We start from the raw sequence: 18,080 nt of genomic DNA on the forward strand, positions 1-18,080 counted from the left end.
TCTGGAGCGCAGCTTGCTCACCGATACCGGTCGTGGCTGGCAGACCGGGAGAACCTGAAAAAACGCGTCAACCGCTTTCAATGAGCGTGTTGCGCGACCGATTGCCGGTACCCGGCACGCGGGGGAAAAATAGGGTTTTCGACTGTGATGAACTGCCTTGCGTAGGCGCAATGCCCATATCAAATACGCGCTGAATTCGACTTCAGGAGGCAGCGTCGAGCGGGGCACGGCAAGGGACTATTAGTCAGAAGACTAGCAGCCGGATTTCTATGGGGAGCCGGATCGGCGGCGCTGCGCTGCCGTCCGGGTCGTCGGCCGGGTGGGCGGCCGTCAGCGACGAAAGGCGCTGTTGCGTTGTGGGGTTTTATGAGAATTGCAGTCCTGGACGATGATCCGGCTCAAGCCGATCTAATCTGTCAAACGCTGGCCGCCGCGGGACACGTCTGTCACGCATATGGCGCCGGGCGCGACCTGGTGCGCGAGCTGCGCCGCCAGACTTTCGACCTGCTCGTGCTCGACTGGAACGTTCCCGATATGTCCGGCGAGGAAGTGCTGCGCTGGGTGCGCGAAACCCTGTCCGAGCGCCTGCCGGTGCTGTTCATCACGAGCCGCGACCGCGAAACGGACATCACTTCGATTCTGAATACCGGTGCGGACGACTATCTCGTCAAGCCCGTGTCGGGCGCGGTGCTGCTCGCCCGGGTCGGCTCACTGCTGCGCCGCGCCTATTACCTGAAGACGCCGGCGACGAAGGAAGTGTTCGGCGAATTCGAGTTCGATCTGATCACCAGGCACGTCGTCGTACGCGGCACGCCGGTCGCCGTCACGCAGAAGGAGTTCGAGCTCGCGCTGCTGCTGTTTCAGCACCTGAGCCGGCCGCTATCGCGCGCGCACATTCTCGACGTGATCTGGAAGCAGGCCACCGACATCCCTTCGCGCACGATGGACACCCACATATCGATGTTGCGCAGCAAGCTCGGTCTGCGCCCGCAGCACGGTTATCGGCTCACGCCGATCTACGGCTATGGCTACCGCCTGGAGCGGGTCGAAACCAACACGCCGCTGGCCGCCGACGACGAACCGACCGAAGAAGCGGGGGATGCGTGACGGCTTTTCTGAATTCAGCAGCGCCGGGCAGCGCCACCGTGCAGGGCCGCCGCGCCGCGGCGTGGCTTGCGGTGGCGTGCCTGATCGCAACCGGCGCGACTGGCTGGAGCGCGTTCGCGCACGCCCAGCCCGCACGCGGCAAAGCCGGCGCGAAGGCGCCGCCCGTCTATGCTTCGTACACGACGCGCGCAGGCGACACGCTCTACGACATCGCCGCTCGCTACATGGCCGACCCGGCCGATTGGGCGCTGTTGAGCCGCCTGAACCATGTGCCCGCTCCGCGCCGGATGCCGGCCGGGATCGTACTGCGCCTGCCGGCCGCAAGGCTGCGTCAGGATCGCGACACCGCTCGCGTGGTCGCGACCAGCGGTCCGGTCGAGCACGCGTTCGGCTCAAACCCCTATCTGCCGCTGAAAACCGGCGCAACGCTTGCCGAGGGCGATCGCTTGCGCACCGGCGCGAACGGCTTCGCGACGCTCGAACTGCCCGACGGCTCGCATGTGACGATCGCGCAGAACGGCGAACTCGATATCGAACGGCTGCGCCACGTCACGCTGACCGGCGTGGCCGATCGCATCTTCGAGCTGCGCCGCGGGGAGGTCGAGAGCCAGGTCACGCATGCGACGCGACGCGACGATCGCTTCCAGATCCGTTCGCCTTCGGTGGTCGCGGGGGTGCGCGGCACGCGCTTTCGCGTCGGTTACGACGGCAGCACGCAGACGACGGCGGTGGCCGTGCTCGACGGCGCGGTCGGCGTCGATCCGGCCACGCGGCGGGGTCTGAGTGCCGTGCCGGCGCCGGGCATACCGTTGCAGGAGTCGGAGCAGTTGATCGAGGCGAAGAGCGGCAACGTCACGCGCACGGGCAACGCAATCGGCCGTCCGGTCGGCCTGCTGGCGGCACCGGCGCTCGTGCGCCCTGCACGCGTGCAGGACGGCAAGAGCGTCGCGTTCGACGTCGATCCCGCCGAGCGCGCGGTCGGCTATCGGCTACAGATTTCGCACGACGCCGATCAGCTCGATCTGGTGCGCGATCTGCGCGTGAGCGAGCCGCACGCCGACTTCGGCGATCTGCCGGACGGCACGTACTTCGTGCGCGTCGCGTCAACCGATAGCAACGGCCTCGACGGCCTGCCGAAGGTGTACGCGTTCGAGCGCCGCCAGCTCGGGCTGGACGCTTCGGCCGCGCGGCGCGCCGGCAGCCGCGACTACGCGTTCCGCTGGTTCGTCAGCCCCAGCGACGTGCCGACGCGTTTCCGCTTCATGTTGGCGACGACCGCCGATCTGAGCCATCCGGTCGTCGACCGTACCGATTTGCCGGGCGGCGAGCTGGTGATCAGCGATCTGCCGCCGGGCGTCTACTACTGGACCATCGTCGCCGAGCAGTTCGACCACGGCCGCTTCTACGAGAAGAGCAGCCCGGTCCGCTCGTTTACGCTCTCGCGCTGACGCTGGTAGATTCTCGGGGCCGGCCTGCCGGTCCGGCTGTCCCCTCGTTTCCGATCACAACGCCCATTGCCCGCCACTTCTACGCGCCTGAGCCTCGATCCGCGTGCCCGCCTTGGACGGCGCGCCGGCCGACGCTTTCTGATCGAGTGGATCGGCGTCGGTTTGCTCGGCATCGTCGTGATACTGCTGACGTCGTTCGGACGCGTCAGCACCGGCATCGATCAGCTGGTGTATGACCGGCTTCTGAACCTGCGCGCGCAGCCGCTGCTGCCGGACATCGTCATCGTCGAGATCGACGACGCGAGCATCAACCAGCTCGGCCGCTGGCCGTGGCCGCGCAGCGTGCATGCGCGGCTGCTCGAACAGATCGCGGCAGCCAAACCCGCCGCGGTGATCTTCGACGTGTTGTTCACGGAGCCCCACGCCGACGACGACCACCTCGCCCGCGCAATCGCGCTCTCCCCGACCTACCTGCCCGTGCTGCTGACACCGCCCGACGCAACCGGCGAGCGCACCGTCGAGGGGCCCGTCGCCGCGCTCGCGCAAGCGGCCGCCGGGCTCGGTCACATCAATTTCGAGGTGGACAGCGATGGCATCACACGCAGCGTCGCGCGCTTCCAGGGCGACGACGGTTCGCGCTGGCCGCAACTGATGGTGCCCGTCGCCGAAGCGGTCGAACGAGGCAAGCTGCCTCTGCGCGGCGGGCTGCCGCCGCGCGGCTCGAACGAGCCCGCGCGCGGCAGCGGCGACGGCGGCGAAGGCCGCTTCCTGATTCCGTTCGGGCCGAATGCCGCTGACTTCGCGAAGCTCAGTTTCGCCGACGTGCTGGCCGGCAAGGTGGCGGCCGATCGGTTGCGCGGGCGCATCGTGGTGATCGGCGTGAGCGCGTCGGGTCTGTACGACCGTTTTGCGACGCCGGTGTCGGGCGAGCTGGGTCCGCTGCCCGGCGTCTACATCCATGCGAACGTGCTCGACACGCTGCTGACCGGCCGCGAGATCGAGCCGGTCGGGCAGTGGGTCGTGTGCGCGGCGGCGTTCGGGCCGCTCGCCGCGCTGCTCGCCGGGTTTCTGGTCCTGTCGCCGCGCCGCTCGCTGTTGCTGACGGGCGCTCTGGTGCTGCTCGCGGCGGCTGGCAGCGCGGTGCTGCTATACGTCGGCAGGCTGTGGGTGTCGCCGGTGCCGGCGATTCTCGGCGTCGTGATCGTCTATCCGATCTGGAACTGGCGCCGCCTCGAAATGACGATGGCGTATCTGCGCGGTGAGCTGCAGCGCCTCGCCGAAGAGCCGCAGCTGCAGCCCGAAACGCCGAAGCGCCGCCGCGAGTTCGGCGGCGACGTGCTCGAGCAGCACATGGCATTGATGGCTCAGGCCGCGCAACGCGTACAGGACATGAAGCGCTTCGTGTGGGACAGCCTCGACAGCATGCCGGAGCCGATTCTCGTCAGCGATCTGGGCGGCGTCGTGCTGATCGCGAATCATGCGGCGAAAGCGCACTTCGCCCGGCTGGGCGCGCCGATGCCCGAGGGCCAGCCGATGCACGGCGTGCTCGGCGGCCTTACGCTCGTAAAGGCGATCGACGCCGGCGCGGCCTCGGACAACGAGCGCAATCTGCGCGCGCACGCGCACTGGCCGGCGCTGCTCGATCCGACGCGCGGCGAGTTTGCGGCGCTGATGGCGCAGGGCGTCGAGGTGCGCGACGCGAACGGGCGCGATCATCTGTTGCGCTACGCGACCTGCACCAACGCGCGGGGCGAGACGACCGGCTGGATCGCCGGTTTGGTGGACGTGTCGGCGCTGCATGCGGCCGAGCGTCAACGTGAGGACGCGCTGCGGCTGCTGTCGCACGACATGCGCTCGCCGCAGGCATCGATCATCGCGCTGATCGAAATCGAGCGCGCGCGAACCGAGCCGGTGCTCGAGCGCAACCTGCTCGGGCACATAGAACGCTACGCGCAACGTGCGCTGACGCTCGCCGACGACTTCGTGCAACTGGCGCGCGCCGAATCGCAAACCTATGCGCTCGAGCCGCTGAACCTGGCCGAACTCGTGATCGACGCGAGCGACGAGGTCTGGCCGCAGGCGCACGCGAAGCGCATCGCGCTGGATACGGAAACCGGCGGCGACGCTCCCTGGATCTGCGCCGACCGCTCGCTGATGACACGCGCGCTCGTCAATATTCTGAGCAACGCGGTCAAGTACAGCCCGCCTGACACGCGCATCGTCTGCAGCTTCGCGGGCCAACCCGCGGCAGGGCGCGTGGCTTGCACGATCCGCGACCAGGGCTATGGCATCCCGAAGGAACAGCAGGCCGGCCTGTTCGAGCGCTTTCGCCGATTTCACGAGACCGAGCGGCCGGAAGTGGGGGGCGCGGGACTCGGCATGGCGTTCATCAAAACCGTCGTCACGCGCCACGGGGGCAGCGTCGAGATCGCCAGCGCGCCCGGCGAGGGAACGGCCTTTACGATCTGGCTGCCCGCGCTCGACGACGCGCAGCCCGGCGAATTGGGCGCCGGGCGCGCCTGACGCGCCTTTGACGTATGCGACGTACCGGAGAGAAAACAGCAATGGCAAAAATCGCTCATCTCTGCGCCGCGCTGGCCGTGGCGAGCCTCACGGGTTGCGCGGGCCTGAGCGCCGACGTACACACCATGTCCGCTAACGGCGCCGGCCACGCCGTTGCCCTGCAAGGCGAGCAGACCTATTCGCTCGCACGCACGCAGCCGCAGGACGACAGCGCCGACCATCCGCAAGTCGAAAAGCTGCTGCGCGACGAGCTGGCGAAACAGGGTTTCGTCGATACGGCGGGCAAGCCCGCGCACTACCTGCTGTCGATGGCGTATAGCACGCGGCCAGCGTCGATCGGCATGGGCGGCGAGGATTGCGCGCCCACCGACTGCGGCGCGGGCAGCGACGGTCTCGGCGCGCTGCTGCTGGGCCGCGAGTATCGGCACGCGCTGACGCTGCGCTTTTTCGACTATGCGAGCGGCAGCGAACGCTACAAGGTCAGCGCGGTGTTCAACGATCGCGACGCGGACCCGCTGCATGCGCTGCCCTTGCTCGTGAAAACCGCGCTCGCGAAGCTGCCGTTCGACGCGCCGGCCGATTGGCGCGTGAAGTTCAGCATCGACACGGCGAGCGGCGTGCCGAACGTCGAGTCGGTGAAGCCGCTGCAGCGCTGATACCAAGCGCGGCGGCGGCCAGGGGCTGCGCCGCCGTGGCGGCCTGTATGCGTTATTCCTGCGCTGGCTCGTCCCGTGGCCAGCGGTTTTCGAATACGCAATCGGCGAGCGGCAGACGGCTCGCCCAGCGCTGCGTTTCCAGCATCGGCTCGCTATAGAACGCGTCGACGTGACCGAGGCACAGGATCGCGACCGGCCGCGCGCCCGCCGGCATTCCCAGAAGCTGATGCACCGCGTCGACATCGAATAGCGACACCCAGCCGAGCCCGAGTCCTTCCGCGCGCGCGGCGAGCCACATGTTCTGGATCGCGCACGCAACCGACGCGAGGTCCATCTCCGGCAACGTGCGGCGGCCGAAGACGTGTCGCTCGCGGCCGTCCATCAGCGCGATCACGAGCAGCTCCGCGCATTCGCGCATGCCTTCCACCTTCAGCTTCATGAACTCGTCGCGGCGCTTGCCAAGCGCGTCGGCGGTCGCGAGCCGTTCGCGTTCGACGATGTCGCGCAAGCCCGTGCGCAGTACCGCATCGGTAATGCGCACGATGCGCCAGGGCTGCATGAAGCCGACGCTCGGCGCGTGATGCGCCGCGTCGAGCAGCCGCAGCAGCACGGCGGGGTCGACCGGATCGGACAGGAAGTGCCGCATGTCGCGGCGTTCGTAAATCGCGCGATAGACCGCCTCGCGCTCGGAGTCGTCAAAAGGCTTCGCCATGAAAGAGGGCGGCCGTGAAAGCCGGGTTGGAGGGCCAGTAAGCGTGCATATAGGTTGCCACGATCGAGCCCACGCGGAAAAGCGCTTCGCCGGGCGCGTCGCTGTTCGCGCGCGTCGCGAAGCGGTGCGGCGCGAGCGGCGTGGCGAGCTTCGAGTAGTGAAACGTGTGGCCGGTCAGCGTGCCGTGCGGGCCGTCGATCTGTTGCATACCGAGCGACGTGAAGCGCGTTTGCATGGTTGCGTGACCGGGCAGCAGACCGAGCATCGGCGTGCTCGCGCCTTGCTTGTCGGTCAGCGTCTCCAGCAGATACAGCATGCCCCCGCATTCGGCCACCAGTGGCTTGCCCGCTTCGACGTGCGCACGGATCGCCGCGGCGCTGTTTGCGTTGCCCGCCAGTGCCGTGGCGTGCAACTCGGGATAGCCGCCCGGCAGATAGAGTGCGTGCGCGTCTTCGGGCAACGGTTCGTCGGCGAGCGGCGAGAAATAGCTGAGCCGCGCGCCGAGTGCTTCGAGTAGCGCGACGTTGGCCGGATAAATGAATGAAAAGGCGGCGTCGCGTGCGATTGCGATGTGCCTGCCTGCGAGCAGGCGCGGCAACGCTTCGGGAGCGGCTGCGCCGAAATCGACGAGCGGTGGCAGTTCGGCGAGCGCGGTCGTTGCGAGCGTATCGGCCGCACATTCGAGGCGCGCTTCGAGATCGCCGATTTCGTCGGCCTGGTGCAGTCCGAGGTGGCGGTCGGGCAGCGTGATCTCGTCGCTCGCCGCAATGTGGCCGCACCAGCGCAACTCGGGCGGCAGTGCTTCCTGCAGCATCTGCGCGTGCCGCGCCGAACCGACGCGGTTCGCCAGCACGCCATGAAAAGGCAGTTGCGGCCGGAAGCGCGCGAGGCCGAAGGCAAGTGCGCCGAAAGTCTGCGCCATCGCCTGCGCGGAAATGACCGCGAGGACGGGCACGCCGAAGGCCGTCGCGAGATCGGCGCTGCTCGGCGTGCCGTCGAACAGGCCCATCACGCCTTCGATCAGGATCAGATCAGCCTCCCGCGCCGCCTGCGCGAGCAGGTTGCGGCACGCGCTTGCGCCGACCATCCACAGATCGAGCGACAGCACCGGCGCGCCGCTCGCTCGCGCGAGGATCATCGGGTCGAGAAAATCCGGGCCGGTCTTGAAGACGCGCACCCGCCGTCCGAGCCGCCTGTGATAGCGCGCGAGCCCGGCGGTGATGGTGGTCTTGCCTTGTCCCGACGCGGGCGCGCTGATGAACAGCGCGGGGCACGCTGACATCGCTCAGAACTCCACGCCGCGCTGCGCTTTCACGCCCTGCTCGCGATACGGATGCTTGATCGCGCGCATTTCGGTGACGAGGTCGGCAGCTTCGATCAGCGCGTCGGGCGCGTGACGGCCGGTCACGACGACGTGCAGCATCGGCGCGCGCGCTTTGATGACGGCGAGCACTTCGTCGAGCGGCAGGTATTCGTACTTGAGCACGGTGTTCAGTTCGTCGAGGATCACCATCTGGTAGTCGCCGCTCTCGATCATGCGTCGCGCCTCGTTCCAGCCCTTGCGCGCGGTCGCCATGTCGGCCTCGCGGTTCTGCGTGTTCCAGGTGTAGCCGTCACCCATCGTGACGAAATCGCATTGCGCGATCGCGCCGAGGAAGTCGCGCTCCGACGTATGCAGCGCGCCTTTGATGAATTGAACGACGCCCAGCCGCATGCCATGGCCGAGCACGCGCACGGCCATGCCGAACGCGGCTGTGCTCTTGCCCTTGCCGGTGCCGGTGTTGACGATCAGCAGGCCCTTTTCGACGGTCGCGCCGGCCTGTTTCTTTTCATGGCCTTCGCGGCGGCGTTCGGTCATGCGTTGATGCGATTCGGGATCGGTTTTCATCGGAGGTCCTGGTCTTGATGGGCGGGGTGGGGTGCGGGCGCGGCATGGTTCGCCGCTGCGATCGCCACGGTGACGCCCGCATGCGCAGTCTTGCGTACGACGAGACGTGCATCATGCGTGGATGCCGCGGCGTCCGACGCTGCCGCGGCCAACAGCGCGCACGGCTCGCACACACCGTCGACGCCGAGATGCGCGTGCGCGGCGACCGAGGGCGAGGCGACAGGCACGGCGGCGATCTGCTCGCGGCTGAACAGTCGCAGCGGCAGCTGATGGCGTGAGCAGAATTCGAGCAGGCCTGTCTCGTTGACTTTGGTGTCGATCGTCGCGACGGTGCCGATCTGCTCGAAGTCATGCGATCCGAGCGCTGCGCGCACGGCGGCGTCGATGTCAGCGGCTTCGCTGTGCAAGCGGCAACCGATGCCGACGCTCAGCGTTTTCATCGAGCCTGCGTCGCGTTTGGCCGCCTCACGCGCAAGCGCGAGCGACGCCACGCCGCCGATCACGACGATCGCCGGCGAGCCGAGCCTCGCTCGCGCGACCGCGTCGGCAAAATCGCGCAGCGGCGCGAGCACGTGACGCTGCTCGGGCCGTGTCGCCGATTCGATCGCCGCGCAGGGCATATCGGCAGACATGCCGGCGGCGAGCAACGCGCCGGCGATGTCGGCGAGCCGCCGCATGCCCATATAGATCACGAGCGTCATGCGCGTCGCGGCCAGCGCGGCCCAGTCCGGCTCGCCGCTACCGGCGCCGTGGCCCGTGACGAATACGACGCCCTGCGCGTAATCGCGATGCGTGACCGCAATGCCGAGCGCCGCGGGCGCGGCGATGCCGGCGGTGATGCCGTTGATGACGTCGGCCTCGATACCCGCGGCCTGCAGCGCCTGCAACTCTTCGCCGCCGCGGCCGAACACGAACGGATCGCCGCCCTTGAGCCGCGCAACGCTGCGCCCCGCGCGCAGATGCTCGAGCATCTGCGCGACGATATCCGCCTGCGGCGTCGACGGATGGCCGCCGCGCTTGCCGACGTACACGACTTGCGCGTCGGCGCGCGCGAACTGAAGTACCTCGGGATTCACGAGATCGTCGACGAGCACGACGTCGGCCCGCGCGAGCGCGCGGGTGGCCTTCAGCGTCATCAGCTCGACGTCGCCGGGCCCGGCGCCGATCAGCCAGGCGCGCGTCATCGCGGCGTGCATGGCGCGCGCCATGCTGTGGAAGGAGAAGAGAAGCGGCGCGCGACAGCACGCGCGGTGGTCGAGAAAGAGGTCATGCGGTACTGCGAATCCGGGCGCGGTGAGGCGCGGCTCGCGGCATATTCATCAGAAAAAACGCCACGAAACGCGCGATGTCGCGCTTGAACGCCTTCACATCCGTTCCCCGCGGATTCCGGCGGCCGGCAGCGCCACTCGATACACGCGGCGCCGCCTCCGCGTCTGGCCGGTATCCGGGCTGGCGACCTCACGCGCTTCGCCTTCCCGTTCCCGTTTGCGAATTCGCGGGACAGTGGCATCAAAAAACGCATGCACGGCATTTACGAATCGAAGGCAGGATCGAATCGCGCGCCGCAGGTCGCTTACCGTTGCGGGGACAGCACAGGTTGAACGCGCGACGCGCTGCCTGTTTCCCGTTTAACTGCACACGCGAACGCATGTGCGGGCACCAAACGCGCGCATACGATAGCACATGGCGCCTTGCCGGATAAGCCTCGGCGGCGCTTTCCGGCAAGGCGCGTTCCTTGACTGCGCAGGGCCGCGGGCCTACACTCGCACGCACTTTGGGTGCTCGCGTGCGCGTTCCTGCGCATGCAGTTAAACGGGAAACAGGGAGCCATCTGCTCTGGAGCGGCTAACCTGTGCTGTCCCCGCAACGGTAAGCGAAAAGCGGTTCCGGCTCGATAGCCGGGTGCCGCAGTGCCGGCTTCGATGTCCCCGCGCAAGGTCGCGTCGACATATCACCACTGGACGAGAAACCACTCGGCCGGGAAGGGGAAGCGGCGCTTTCGCCAGCCCGGATACCGGCCCGAAGAAGCAGAACGAATGCCGCGGGGATGCGGCGGCGCGTTCATGATCTCACTTCCGCTTTCTGTATTTCCGTTGTCGCGGCAATACCGGTGTTAGCCCCGTGTTCTGTGATCACTGGCAGTGGTGCGCGTGCTTCATTCGTTCCTTTCGCCAGCCGATGCGCACGCTCGGTGGACTTTACGGCATGCCGATGCAACGCCAAGGGATGGACCTCACGATGCAAACTCAATTGCGCAAGATTCCCGTCACGATCGTCACGGGCTTTCTCGGCAGCGGCAAAACCACGCTGCTGCGGCATATTCTTCAGAATGCGGGCGGCAAGCGCGTCGCGGTGATCGTCAACGAGTTCGGCGAACTCGGCATCGACGGGGAAATCCTCAAGGGCTGCGGCATCGGTTGCGATGAAAACGGCGTCGAGACCGAAGGGCAACTGTATGAACTCGCGAACGGTTGCCTGTGCTGCACCGTGCAGGAAGAGTTTTTCCCGGTCATGGAAAAGCTCGCCGAACGACGTGACGAACTCGATCACGTGCTGATCGAAACGTCCGGGCTCGCATTGCCGAAGCCGCTCGTCCAGGCGTTCAACTGGCCGCAGATCCGCAACGGCTTCACGGTCGACGCGGTGGTGACGGTGGTGGACGGCCCGGCCGCCGCGAGCGGCCAGTTCGCCGACAACCCGGTCGCCGTCGATGCGCAGCGTAAGGCCGATCCGAATCTCGATCACGAGTCGCCGCTGCACGAGTTGTTCGAAGACCAGTTGTCGGCGGCCGATCTGGTGATTCTGAACAAGACCGATCTGATCGACGAAGCTCGGCAGCGTGAAGTGGAAGCTGCGATCCGCGAAGAGATTGCGCCGCAGGTCAAGATCGTGCGCGCGCACCAGGGACAGCTCGATCTGCATACGCTGCTGGGGCTCGAAGCGGCGTCGGAAGAAACGATTCACCTGCGTCACGACCATCACGGTTCCGCCGACGACCCCGATCACCACCACGACGAATTCGATTCGGTCGTCGTGCAGGCTTCGGTGCCGTCGCGCGACGCGGCGCTCGCCGCCTTGCAGACGCTCGTCGAAAACCACACGATTTACCGTGTCAAAGGCTTCGCCGCGCTGCCTGGCGCGGCGATGCGTCTCGTGATCCAGGGCGTGGGGCGGCGCTTCGACAGCTACTTCGACCGGCGCTGGCAGGCGGGCGAAACCAATGAAGGCGCATTGAGCCGCTTCGTGCTGATCGGCGAGGATCTCGACCAACACGCGCTGCAACAGGCGTTCGACGCGGCGCTCGGCGCGACGTCGATCGCGACGGCATAACGGGCGCACCAGCATGCATCTGCTGCGCACGACACCGGGCGGCTTCGTCGACGATGCGCAAGGCGTGATCCGCATCGATCAGCAGCCCGCCGATATCGTCGTGCTCAGTTCCGCCGACACCACGCTGTCGCTGCTCGCGAGCGTGGTGCCGCGTCTTGGCGACGGCTTCCCGAGCGTGCGGCTCGCGAACGTCACGTATCTGCGTCAGCCGGCCTCGGTCGATTTCTATATCGAGGACGTGTTGCAGCACGCGCGCGCCGTCGTGGTCGATCATCTTGGCGGCGAAACCTATTGGCCGTACGGCATCGAGCAGGTGGTCGCGCTCGCGCAGCGTAATCAGCAAACACTCGCGATGTTTTCCGGCGACTTGCAGGAAGACCCGAATCTGCTCGCGCGCAGCACCGCGAGCGCGGAGCTATGCCAGCAGCTGTGGCGCTATCTGCGCGAGGGCGGCCCGCAGAACGCCGAGGCGTTCTTGCGCTGCATCGCATATCGCGCGCTCGACTGGGGGCGCGAACCCGAGCCGCCGCGCGCGTTGCCGGCTGCGTCGCTGTATCACCCCGAGCGCGACACCCCCACCATCGCCGACTGGCAGGTGCGCTGGCGGCAGGACGCGCCGATCGTCGCGATCCTGTTTTACAAGGCGCATCTGCAGGCCGCCAATACTGCCGTGTTCGATGCGTTGATCGATGCGCTCGAAGCGCAAGGGCTCAATCCGCTGCCGCTTGCGATCACGTCGTTGAAGGACGCAATGAGCCGCGACATCGTGCAGTCGCTGTGCGCGCAACATGGTGCCGCGCTCGTGCTGAACACGACCGCGTTCGCCGCGTCCGCGATCGACGACCCCGAGCCGCTCGCGCTCGCCGGCGACGCGCCGGTGTTTCAGGTGATCCTGAGCGGCGGCAATCGCGAAGACTGGCTCAAGGACAACCACGGTCTCAATTCGCGCGACATCGCCATGCATGTCGCGCTGCCTGAGGTGGACGGGCGCATCATCACGCGCGCGATCAGCTTCAAGGGGCTCGCGTATCGCTGTGCGCATACCCAGGTCGACGTGGTCCGCTATCAGCCCGACCACGAACGGGTGCGCTTTCTCGCCGAGTTGAGCCAGCGCTGGTGCCGTCTGCGTTCGCTCGATAACGCCGGGAAGAAAGTCGCGTTGATCCTCGCGAACTACCCGATGAGCGAAGGACGCATCGGCAACGGCGTGGGGCTCGATACGCCGGCGTCGGTGGTCGGCATCCTGTCGATGCTGCGCGACGAAGGCTACCGTGTCGGTGAATTGCCCGAAAACGGCGATGCGTTGTTGAGCAGGCTCACCGAGGGCGTGACCAACGATCCCGTGGTGCGCGATCTGCGTCCGGCCCTGCAAAGCCTCGCGCTCGACGACTATCTCGCGCATTTCAACGCCTTGCCGGCAAGCGTGCGCGACGCGTTGAACGCGCGCTGGGGCAAGCCTGAACAGGACCCGACGCTGCGGCGCGGCCGCTTCATGATCGCCGGCTGGCGCTGCGGGCAGGTGTTTGTGGGCATTCAGCCTTCGCGTTCGCGCGAGCAAGGCGATTACGCGAGCTATCACGACGCGGAACTCGTGCCGCCGCATGCGTATCTCGCGTTCTATTTCTGGCTGCGCCATCAGTTCGGCGTCGACGCGATCGTGCATGTCGGCAAGCACGGCAATCTCGAATGGCTACCCGGAAAGAGCGTCGCGTTGAGCGACGCGTGCTGGCCAGACCTGATTCTCGGGCCGATGCCGCATCTGTATCCGTTCATCGTCAACGATCCGGGCGAGGGTAGCCAGGCGAAGCGGCGCGCGCAGGCGGTGATCGTCGATCATCTGATGCCGCCGCTCACACGCGCCGAAAGCTATGGGCCATTGCAGGATCTCGAACGCCAGGTCGACGAATACTACGAAGCATTGATGGTCGATCCGCGTCGCGCGAAGCTGCTGCGGCGCACGATTTTGACGACGATCGTCGAGCATCGGCTGCACGAAGAGCTGAGTCTCGCGGCGCCGAGCGGACAGGACGACGAAGACGCGCTGCTGACGCGCGTCGATGCATGGCTGTGCGAGCTGAAGGAAGCGCAGATTCGCGATGGCCTGCATACGTTCGGGCAGTCGCCGCGCGGCGTGCAGCGGCGCGATACGTTGCTCGCGCTCGGGCGCTTTCCGGTCGGCGATGGACAGGGCCGCAAAGCGGGGCTCATCGACGCGCTGGCGCGCGATCTGCGCATGGATCATCTGTTCGATCCGTTGAGCGTCGATTGGGCGGCCGCGTGGGACGGCCCGCGTCCCGATGTATTGCAGCGGGTCAGCGATGCGCCGTGGCGACATTACGGCGATACGCGCGAGCGTTTGGAGTTGCTCGCGGCCGGATTGTTGCGCGATGCGTGCTGTGACGATTGCGATGCTGCCGATCGTCCGCAAGCCGGGCCAGTCGCCGGCGAAAATCTGCTGCAAGCGGCACAGGTTATCGCGCGCCTGCGCGACGACGTGCTGCCGCGTCTCGACGCCTGCGGCCCGCAAGAAATGACGCAACTGAAGCGCGGCCTCGAAGGACGTTTCGTGCCGCCGGGTCCGAGCGGCTCGCCGTCGCGCGGACGGCCCGACGTATTGCCCACCGGCCGCAACTTCTATTCAGTCGATACACGCGCGGTGCCGACGCAAGCCGCGTGGGCGCTCGGCCTGAAATCCGCGCAGCAGTTGATCGAGCGGCATCTGCAGGAGCACGGCGATTATCCGCGCGCGATCGGCCTGTCCGTCTGGGGCACCGCGACGATGCGCACCGGCGGCGACGATATCGCGCAGGCGCTCGCGTTGCTCGGCGTGCGTCCGAAATGGGCGCCGGGCAGCCATCGCGTGACGGACTTCGAGATCATGCCGATCGACGCCTTCGATCGGCCGCGTATCGACGTCACGTTGCGCGTATCCGGCTTTTTCCGCGACGCATTCGCGAACGTGATGCATCTGTTCGATGCGGCGGTGCAAGCGGTTGCCGAACTCGACGAGCCGGCCGAGCAGAATCCGATTCGCGCGCGCGTGCAGCGTGAACGCGATGCGTTGATTGCGCGCGGCATGGACCCGGTCGAAGCGCGCAAGCGCGCCGGCTGGCGCGTGTTCAGCGCGCGGCCCGGCGCCTATGGCGCGGGTCTGCAGGAGATGATCGACTCGCGCCAATGGCAGACCGACGCCGATCTCGCGAACGCGTATCAGGCCTGGGGCGGATATGCATACGCGCAGAAAAGCGCGGGCGAGGAGGCTCACCAGGCGTTTGGCGCAAGGCTCGCAGCAATGGACGTCGTGCTGCAGAACCAGGACAACCGCGAGCACGACGTGCTCGATTCGAACGACTACTACCAGTTCCAAGGCGGAATGGTCGCGGCGGTACGGCATCTGGCCGGTGAGCAGCCACGCGTCTATCACGCCGATCACAGCAATCCGGCCGCGCCACGCGTGCGGACGTTGCAGGAGGAGATCGCCCGGGTGATCCGCTCGCGCGTGGTCAATCCGAAATGGCTCGAAGGCGTGAAGCGCCACGGCTACAAGGGCGCGGCCGAAATCGCCGCGACGGTCGACTACCTATATGGCTACGACGCGACCGCGCGCGTGATCGCGGATCATCAATACGCGCTCGTTGCCGATGCTTATTTGAACGACGCCGATACCCGCGCCTTCATGCAACGGCACAATCCCCATGCGCTGCATTCAGTCTGCGAGCGTTTGCTCGAAGCGATGCAGCGGGGTCTGTGGCAGCGGCCGGGCGACTATCGCGCGCAGGTTGAAACGCATCTGCTTGCGAGCGAACAGCAGATCGAAGGAAGGCAAACATGAATGGAGCGACGCGAGGAGCGGACGACTTGAATGGCACAGGGTTTGCATCGGGCGCGAGTGCGCGACCGGTTTTTCCGTTCGCCGCGCTGGTCGGCCAGGCTTCGTTGCAGCAGGCACTGTTGCTCGCGGCGATCGATTCCGGCCTCGGCGGCGTACTGATCAGCGGGCCGCGCGGTACGGCGAAATCGACCGCCGCACGCGCGCTTGCCGAGCTGCTGCCGGAAGGGCAGTTCGTGAATCTGCCGCTTGGCGCGAGCGAAGATCGCCTGATCGGCACGCTTGATATCGAAACCGTATTGCGTGACGGCTCCGTGCGCTTCTCGCCGGGGCTGCTCGCACGGGCTCATCGCGGTGTGCTGTACGTCGACGAAGTCAATCTGCTGCCCGATGCGCTCGTCGATGCGTTGCTCGATGCGGCGGCGAGCGGCGTGAATACCGTCGAACGCGACGGCGTGTCGCATAGTCACGACGCGAGCTTCGTGCTGATCGGTACGATGAATCCCGAAGAGGGCGAGTTGCGGCCTCAACTGATCGACCGCTTCGGTCTGATGGTCGAGTTGCAGAACGCGTTCGAGCCGCAGGTGCGGCAGGCAATCGTCAAGGCGCGGCTCGCGTTCGACCATGATCCCGCCGGATTTTGTGCCGCTCATGCGGCGCAGCAGGCTTCATACGTCCGGCGAATTCGCGCGGCGCGCGCCGCGCTGCCGCTGCTGTCGTTCGACGATGCTGTCCACGCGCGCGTGAGCGCGCTATGCATCGACGCGGCCGTCGACGGTCTGCGCGCCGATCTCGTGATGCTGCGGGCGGCGCGCGCGCTGGCCGCGTTCGAACAGGCGGATGCGGTCACGGTGCGGCACGTCGAGTGCGTCGCCGATGCGGTGCTGCTTCATCGGCGGCGTCAGCACGATGCGCAACGGCCGGATCAGGAACAGCAGCAAGGCGGAACGCGGCCGCATGAGGACGCTGGCAGCGCGCCCGGTGATCAGGCGGCCTTTGCGACGTCTTCCGCCGACACAGACTGGGGCTATATGCCGCCCGAGCCGGCGGCGGCAGTGCCCGTCAAAAGCGTGATTCCGCTCGACGCAAAAAAACGCTGAGCCATCGGAAAGGCGCCGCCGCTGACTCGCGCAGCGGTTTTCGATGGCGGCAAGGCGTGGGCGCGGGTCCGCGCGATCCTTCGCGTGGCGAACCGGGCAGGCGCATTGCATGGCCAGCGACGCTGGCCGCGATGCGCGAGCGCACGCTGCGTCGCGAACACCTGCGCTTTGTCCGCGCAACGCCGCGCGGCGGTGTGCTGCATTGTTTCGTGCTCGATTGCTCCGGATCGATGCTGACGGGTCAGCGCCTCGCGCTCGCGAAGGGTCTGCTGATCAGATTGTTCGACCGGGCTAGCGCGATGCGCGCCGAGGCAGCGCTGATCTGCTTCGGCGGTGCGGGTGCGGACGTACGCTTTGGTCCCGCGGTGCCGCGCTGGTGGAACGAGCGATGGCTAGCGCCAGTGGGCGGAGGCGGCGGCTCGCCGCTCGCGTCGGGTGTGCGCAGCGCCGCGCAATTGCTGGGGCGCAGCGCGCGGCGGCGGCCGGCCCAGCAGCGCTGGCTATGGATTCTGACTGACGGTCGCACGCGCGACGAACCCGCGCGTCCGGCTGATGCGGATGAAATCGTATTCGTCGATTTTGAGCGTGGTGCGATACGGCTTGGCCGTTGTGAAGTCCTCGCCGATGCGTGGGGGGCACGGCACGTGACCCCGGAAGAGTTGATCGGCTGATTGATGCGGGCGAAGCGAGGTCTGCGCTGCCGCATCCGCGCGCGCTACTTCTCAGCGATAGCGCTCACTTCAGATCATTGGACCAGTACTGCACTTCTTCCAGTCGATCGAACACGAACACTTCATCGCCATCTGTTGGGCGGCATCGAGCCGATCCAGTTCAAGCCCATGCATGGTCGGCTCACCGGGCGTCTCGCCCTTGGGGACGTTGCGGACAACAGCCGTCGTCTCGATCTGCGGATCGTATTCGGCTGACCGCAACCGGAACGCGATGCGCAACCGCTCGCCACCTCGCCGAGTGTCCATGACGCACTCAACGACATGTCGAGCGATGACCACCGGCTAGTTCCATCGGATGACTAACTAATCGAAGTTTTCGCACGTCACTGCTCATTTTTTAAGCTCTTCAACTTTTTAAAATAAATTGCGAGAAAGCTATTGACGGAATGCGGACCGCTCTCCATAATCTCGTTTCTCTGCTGCAGACGCAGCGACGCAAACGACGCGGTGCCGGGTGATTCAGGCGCTGCGCAGTGGGCGAACCGATCTTTAACAACCAACAGCCGATAAGTGTGGGCGCTTGATGCCGCGATGCGGCGGCGGATTCTGCGGAATCTGCTGCCAGGCAAAAGGTATCAGAAGCCTCACACAGTAATGAAAGGAAGGTTTTGCCATCGTGAAGATGGTGGAACACTTCGTCAGTACGTTGAGTGAGCGACCGGGTTCGAGAGAGCCCGAAAAACAGTAACAGGTTTGAACTGAAGAGTTTGATCCTGGCTCAGATTGAACGCTGGCGGCATGCCTTACACATGCAAG

13 protein-coding genes, 1 pseudogene and 2 riboswitches are annotated in these 18,080 nt (G+C 66.5%); of the genes and pseudogenes, 8 read left to right on the top strand and 6 right to left on the bottom strand.

The features are described from left to right. Window positions 1–366 precede the first annotated feature (366 nt). The 4 genes from LJ655_RS21895 (at window position 367) to LJ655_RS21910 (ending at window position 5,734) form a co-directional block, all read left to right on the top strand. Window positions 367–1,107: a response regulator transcription factor gene (locus LJ655_RS21895; protein WP_230563308.1), complete on the top strand. Its 741-nt coding sequence runs from the start codon at window positions 367–369 to the stop codon at window positions 1,105–1,107. Beyond that, window positions 1,104–2,555: a FecR family protein gene (locus LJ655_RS21900; protein ID WP_230563309.1), complete on the top strand. Its 1,452-nt coding sequence runs from the start codon at window positions 1,104–1,106 to the stop codon at window positions 2,553–2,555. Before LJ655_RS21895 ends, LJ655_RS21900 begins: the two co-directional genes overlap by 4 nt. A 66-nt stretch (window positions 2,556–2,621) precedes the next feature. Then, complete coding sequence (locus LJ655_RS21905) at window positions 2,622–5,078, top strand: CHASE2 domain-containing protein (RefSeq protein WP_230563310.1); 2,457 nt, start codon at window positions 2,622–2,624, stop codon at window positions 5,076–5,078. A 41-nt stretch (window positions 5,079–5,119) separates the two neighbouring features. After that, complete coding sequence (locus LJ655_RS21910; protein ID WP_230563311.1) at window positions 5,120–5,734, top strand: DUF4136 domain-containing protein; 615 nt, start codon at window positions 5,120–5,122, stop codon at window positions 5,732–5,734. 52 nt (window positions 5,735–5,786) lie between these two features. On the opposite strand, the gene bluB is transcribed toward LJ655_RS21910, so the two are convergent. From bluB to cobA, 5 genes and pseudogenes are all read right to left on the bottom strand, one after another. Next, window positions 5,787–6,446, bottom strand: coding sequence for a 5,6-dimethylbenzimidazole synthase (gene bluB / locus LJ655_RS21915; protein WP_230563312.1), 660 nt, complete (start codon window positions 6,444–6,446; stop codon window positions 5,787–5,789). Continuing rightward, complete coding sequence (locus LJ655_RS21920) at window positions 6,430–7,728, bottom strand: cobyrinic acid a,c-diamide synthase CobB (protein ID WP_230563313.1); 1,299 nt, start codon at window positions 7,726–7,728, stop codon at window positions 6,430–6,432. Before LJ655_RS21920 ends, bluB begins: the two co-directional genes overlap by 17 nt. A 3-nt stretch (window positions 7,729–7,731) precedes the next feature. After that, a complete protein-coding gene (gene cobO, locus LJ655_RS21925; protein WP_230563314.1) occupies window positions 7,732–8,334 on the bottom strand; it encodes a cob(I)yrinic acid a,c-diamide adenosyltransferase in 603 nt (200 codons plus the stop codon). Continuing rightward, window positions 8,331–8,774, bottom strand: coding sequence for a cobalamin biosynthesis protein (locus tag LJ655_RS30245; protein ID WP_329959723.1), 444 nt, complete (start codon window positions 8,772–8,774; stop codon window positions 8,331–8,333). Before LJ655_RS30245 ends, cobO begins: the two co-directional genes overlap by 4 nt. An 18-nt stretch (window positions 8,775–8,792) precedes the next feature. After that, window positions 8,793–9,518 (bottom strand): annotated as a pseudogene (gene cobA / locus LJ655_RS30250) (uroporphyrinogen-III C-methyltransferase); the annotation flags it as partial. 234 nt (window positions 9,519–9,752) lie between these two features. Continuing rightward, window positions 9,753–10,013, bottom strand: a riboswitch (cobalamin riboswitch). Window positions 10,014–10,093: 80 nt separating this feature from the next. Continuing rightward, window positions 10,094–10,371: riboswitch (cobalamin riboswitch) on the top strand. Window positions 10,372–10,572: 201 nt separating this feature from the next. On the opposite strand from cobA, the gene cobW reads away from it, so the two are divergent. From cobW to LJ655_RS21950, 4 genes are read left to right on the top strand one after another with little or no spacing between them, the layout of a single operon-like run. Next, a complete protein-coding gene (gene cobW / locus LJ655_RS21935; protein ID WP_329959721.1) occupies window positions 10,573–11,664 on the top strand; it encodes a cobalamin biosynthesis protein CobW in 1,092 nt (363 codons plus the stop codon). Between the two features lie 13 nt (window positions 11,665–11,677). Next, a complete protein-coding gene (gene cobN / locus LJ655_RS21940) occupies window positions 11,678–15,496 on the top strand; it encodes a cobaltochelatase subunit CobN (protein WP_230563316.1) in 3,819 nt (1,272 codons plus the stop codon). Continuing rightward, window positions 15,493–16,593 (top strand): magnesium chelatase ATPase subunit I, encoded by a 1,101-nt coding sequence (locus tag LJ655_RS21945; RefSeq protein WP_230563317.1) that lies wholly within the window; start codon window positions 15,493–15,495, stop codon window positions 16,591–16,593. Before cobN ends, LJ655_RS21945 begins: the two co-directional genes overlap by 4 nt. Before the next feature lie 56 nt (window positions 16,594–16,649). Continuing rightward, window positions 16,650–17,264 carry a vWA domain-containing protein gene (locus tag LJ655_RS21950; protein ID WP_230563318.1) on the top strand — a complete coding sequence of 205 codons (615 nt, stop codon included), beginning with the start codon at window positions 16,650–16,652 and terminating at the stop codon, window positions 17,262–17,264. Between the two features lie 69 nt (window positions 17,265–17,333). Here LJ655_RS21950 and LJ655_RS21955 read toward each other — a convergent pair whose 3' ends face one another. Continuing rightward, window positions 17,334–17,570 (bottom strand): hypothetical protein, encoded by a 237-nt coding sequence (locus tag LJ655_RS21955; RefSeq protein ID WP_230563319.1) that lies wholly within the window; start codon window positions 17,568–17,570, stop codon window positions 17,334–17,336. Window positions 17,571–18,080: the final 510 nt, after the last annotated feature.

This window comes from Paraburkholderia translucens (genome assembly GCF_020881035.1).
GTDB lineage: Bacteria > Pseudomonadota > Gammaproteobacteria > Burkholderiales > Burkholderiaceae > Paraburkholderia > Paraburkholderia translucens.

Coding starts and splice junctions, on each gene's coding strand:
- LJ655_RS21895 (WP_230563308.1), top strand. CDS start 367: ATGAGAATTGCAGTCCTGGACGATGATCCGGCTCAAGCCGATCTAATC.
- LJ655_RS30245 (WP_329959723.1), bottom strand. CDS start 8,774: ATGAAAACGCTGAGCGTCGGCATCGGTTGCCGCTTGCACAGCGAAGCC.
- bluB (WP_230563312.1), bottom strand. CDS start 6,446: ATGGCGAAGCCTTTTGACGACTCCGAGCGCGAGGCGGTCTATCGCGCG.
- LJ655_RS21910 (WP_230563311.1), top strand. CDS start 5,120: ATGGCAAAAATCGCTCATCTCTGCGCCGCGCTGGCCGTGGCGAGCCTC.
- cobO (WP_230563314.1), bottom strand. CDS start 8,334: ATGAAAACCGATCCCGAATCGCATCAACGCATGACCGAACGCCGCCGC.
- cobN (WP_230563316.1), top strand. CDS start 11,678: ATGCATCTGCTGCGCACGACACCGGGCGGCTTCGTCGACGATGCGCAA.
- LJ655_RS21945 (WP_230563317.1), top strand. CDS start 15,493: ATGAATGGAGCGACGCGAGGAGCGGACGACTTGAATGGCACAGGGTTT.
- LJ655_RS21920 (WP_230563313.1), bottom strand. CDS start 7,728: ATGTCAGCGTGCCCCGCGCTGTTCATCAGCGCGCCCGCGTCGGGACAA.
- cobW (WP_329959721.1), top strand. CDS start 10,573: ATGCAAACTCAATTGCGCAAGATTCCCGTCACGATCGTCACGGGCTTT.
- LJ655_RS21955 (WP_230563319.1), bottom strand. CDS start 17,570: ATGGACACTCGGCGAGGTGGCGAGCGGTTGCGCATCGCGTTCCGGTTG.